The 3849-nt window shown below is 61.2% G+C and carries 1 protein-coding gene; it reads right to left on the bottom strand.

Features of this window, described 5'->3' with window-relative positions; all coding sequences use genetic code 11:
* On the bottom strand, positions 1–3849 hold a 3849-nt coding region (locus ABYA88_RS15645), incomplete at both ends, for a beta strand repeat-containing protein (RefSeq protein WP_373188316.1).

The raw sequence follows: 3849 nt of genomic DNA, 5'->3' as shown, positions 1-3849 counted from the left end.
CACGTTCCCGGCATCGATCGGCACGCTACGATAGCCGCTGAACCAGTCATCCACCAGCACCGCTGCCGCATAATTACCGTTGGCGTGATCACCGGCCTCGACTACAGCTTCGGCCGCACTCCCGGACACAAAGCCTCCACCACCGGCCGTTGTGAACGCCTGGTTTTCATTCTGGCTGCTGGCATCAAGGATCAGATCTCCTGTGCGCTCAAACGTGGCATTGGGATCCTTGCCGAACTCGACGCGGGTCGAACTGAAGGACTCGGCCAGACCCACCTGGTAGCCGCCGGCAAAGGCACCAATAAAGTAACCATCGGCATCGGCAATCTGTACGCCGGTATGCCGGGCGTACACCTCGAAGTTGGCATCCGGAATGGTGACATAATCGCCAACCCTGGCCACTGACTGCGCATTATTGCTCGCGCGGGCTTCGGCGCCGGCCACACCCAACATCAAGCCGCCGGAGGCGGCGAATGCAGCAGCGTGCGCGGCCTCGTAATCGGTATCTGATCCATCGCCGACTTCACTACGAACCAGCACATCACCGCTGCCGGTGAAGCGCACACCGTCAGCTACGGTCGCCCGTGCTTCGGCGTCGGTCATGGCGTAGGCAAAGGAGCCACCCATGGAGTAGCCGCCGGATACGGTCACACCGTAGGCGCTGGAGTAGATCTCCGGAACCACCTGCGCAGAAACATTGACCAGTCCGCTGCCGGTACCAATGGTGCCAAATAGCGTGGCATCGGCGTGGGAGTTGTCTTGGGCGTCGGTCACCACGCCCTGGATACCGGCACTAATGCCACCGGCTAACGAAAATGCCGTGCTCTTGACCATACCCGAACTGTTGGCACTGACAGTCATATTGTCATAGCCATCGACCAGCCTGCCGCCCTTACCCAGCCAGGCGTCTACTTCGCTAGCTTTCTCAGCATAGCCGTAGCTTACGCCAATGGCGGCACTACCCAGATTGACGTTAAGCGAGCCGTCAGTGGCCGAGTCCGGCCGGCCAGAATCGACATCACCAATACGCAGCTCCGTGGTATCGGCCGCGGTAACGATCAGATCACCAGTATCCGAACCGCTGGCGGCGGTAACGCCAGCGACGACTCGGTTTGCTGACCGGATATCGACGTAGTTAACCACCACGCTGACGCCGCCCAGCCCGATCACGACCGATTTCGATTCGCCTGCAGCATCTGCGTCGGAAACATTCTCGATCGTGGCGCCTACCACCACGTTGTCCGCCGTCAGGTTGCTGTCGACAGTGGCAATGCTCATGTCATACATGCGGGTAATGCCAATCACACCGGCAATACCCACTGCCGAAACCTGTGCGGCACCGAGCAATTGATTGTTGTGCAGCAGGGCACGGCTGTTCACGTTCAGGCTATCAACGTCGATCACGCCGCCGGAAATTCGCGCAGCGGTGACACTTTCACCGGACAGCTTCAATGACTTGCCGGCATCGGTTGCCGTTGTGGTAGCGGGCGCTGCCGTGCGCTGCAGCGTCGAGCCGGCATCAGTACCCATGGCCGCCAGGTCCTCGCTGGACAAGTGACTGTTGAAGCTGGCCGTATCTGTTTGGAGTACCGTATTGGCAACAGTGCGCGAGGCATCAAACTCATCTTCGGCATTGGTGCCATCATCAGCGGTGCTATCACCCTGACCAGACAGTGCGACACCAATACTGATGGCTGCGCTGGCCACTCCGCCCGCGCCGGCGATGCTGGTCAGGTCGGACTGGCGCTGGGAGGTGGCATCGATATCCAGCAGTGTGGCCTTGACATCGCTACCCACTACTTCGCTGTACACCTGACTGCGGCCCAGTACCACGTTGGCAACGACGCCAACGCCCACCTTCGCGCCTACGCCAATACCCAGGGCAAACTGCCTCGCATCGAGAATTTCCTGGGCGCTGAGGGTCACGCTGGAAGCCGCCTGTAGGCCGTCTTTACCACGAACACGGGTAGTAAAGCTGCCACCGCCGGGCTTGCCGAAGATGCCTGCACGCGTCTCGCCGCGGAACTCGGTGACATCAATCATTGCCGCCCCGCCAAAGCCGGCAGAAATACCGGCACCGAAGGCATGACTATTCACATTTTCCAGCCGCTGCGCATCCACGGTCAGGTCAGTAACCTTGACCAGCGTGATGCGGGTATCGGTTGCATCACTCAGGTCATTGCCGATCAGCGCCTTGCTGTCACCGCCGACGATGTTCACAGCCATGCCGAAACCGATGCCGGCTTTGCCACCGATACCCACGGCACCGGCCGCAACGTTGGCTTCCTGGCGACGGTTGGAAGCAACCGTCAGTTCGTTGGCTGTCAGCGTACCGCCCCGCAGCCAGGCCTGGGTGTCGCCCAACTGCTCGGTAATCACTATCGAGCCGGCGGCGCCGAGACCACTCCCACCCGCAGCCACGCCCGCAGACACTGCCTGGGCAACCTTCGAGCTGTTGGCATCGATACTGACGGCATCGCCATTGACGATACTGGTGTCGATGGTGGCCTTGGCCGCCTTCTTCTGGCTGTTTGTGGAGAAACCACCGACACCCGAGTTCTTGCCCGAGATGGCAATACCCGCCGAGATGGCCAGCCCGGCTTCATGGGCGTTGGCCCGCACCAACACGTCGGCACCGCTCTGATTGCTGATGCCCGCATTGATCATGCTGTTTTTGATCTTGGCGGTGGTTTCATTGGATGAGTTGTTGGTCGCCACATTGACGCTGATCGCCAGCGACTCAGCCCCTGCGCCGCCCACAGTAATAGCCTGCTGCTTGGTACGGCTGGTAGCGTTGACCGCCAGTCCGTCGACGCTCTGCGTAGACTTGTCCAGATTAAGCAAGGAAAAACCGGTAGTGAGAGTGTCGCGGTCGACCGGGCTGGCATTGGTATCATCACCATCGTCCTCGGCCTGACCCGATGTCGACAGGTCCGGCAAGGTGCCGTAATTGGCCAGCGCGCCGCTGTCCACGGTGATGCTCGCGCCTCTGCCTTCGGCGATGACGTTCGCGTTATCAATCAAAGCCGAGGTGTTGCCGTATTCGAGTGCCGTCGCGACGGCTACAGCGCCAGCGCCGTTACCCAGACCGATACCCAGTGCGCCACTGCCCACCAGATTGACGCTGAGCGCATCGGCATTCACCGCTACGTTGTTCCAGGCCTTGACCCGCGCCTCTTCAGCAATACGCGCGCTGACATCACCATCGACAATACCGGTGCTTACCGATCCGGCGAGCGCACTCTGCTTGGGTGATGCCGCTACCCCGGCGCTGATGGTCAGCAGCCAGTTGTCGCGTGCGGCATCGACAATCAGATTCTGCACCTTCAGCGTCGTGCTGCCGACCGTAGCGTTATCGCCAAGGACCGCCGCGTCGACATCCGAGTCGACCCGATTGGTCGCCACGGCGATGCCACCGGCAGAGCCGGTGCCTGAGCCTGCGCCCACCCAGGCCGTCGCCACGCTGTCAGTAAAGTCGTACGCCTGCACGGTGACCGTGCCGCCTTCGGTGGCACTGGCATCGGCACTGCGATTGGTCCCTGTGTCCTTGATGCCGGCTTCGACCAGCTGATCCACATTGTTTACGCCGAACGCGCCGGCAAAGGCCAACCCGGAGCCACCGGTGGCTCCGATGGCAATAGCATTGCCGACCAGCAGATTGTGGTCATTTGACGCGCCACTAGTGGCCTTGACGAGCACATTGCCCGAGGCCTGCAGAGAGGTATTGGCAATATGCGCCTTGGTCGAGTGCTCGTCCGTGCCGACCAGGTTCAGCGCAACCGCCAGGCCACCTGCCTGCCCGGTAGCGCCGGGTGTACCCACGGCAACCGCACCGGCGACGTTGATCAT

The organism is Halopseudomonas sp. (assembly GCF_041579695.1).
GTDB lineage: Bacteria > Pseudomonadota > Gammaproteobacteria > Pseudomonadales > Pseudomonadaceae > Halopseudomonas.
Note: the sequence above shows the minus strand (reverse complement) of the source record. Positions and strands in the feature narration are given on the sequence as shown.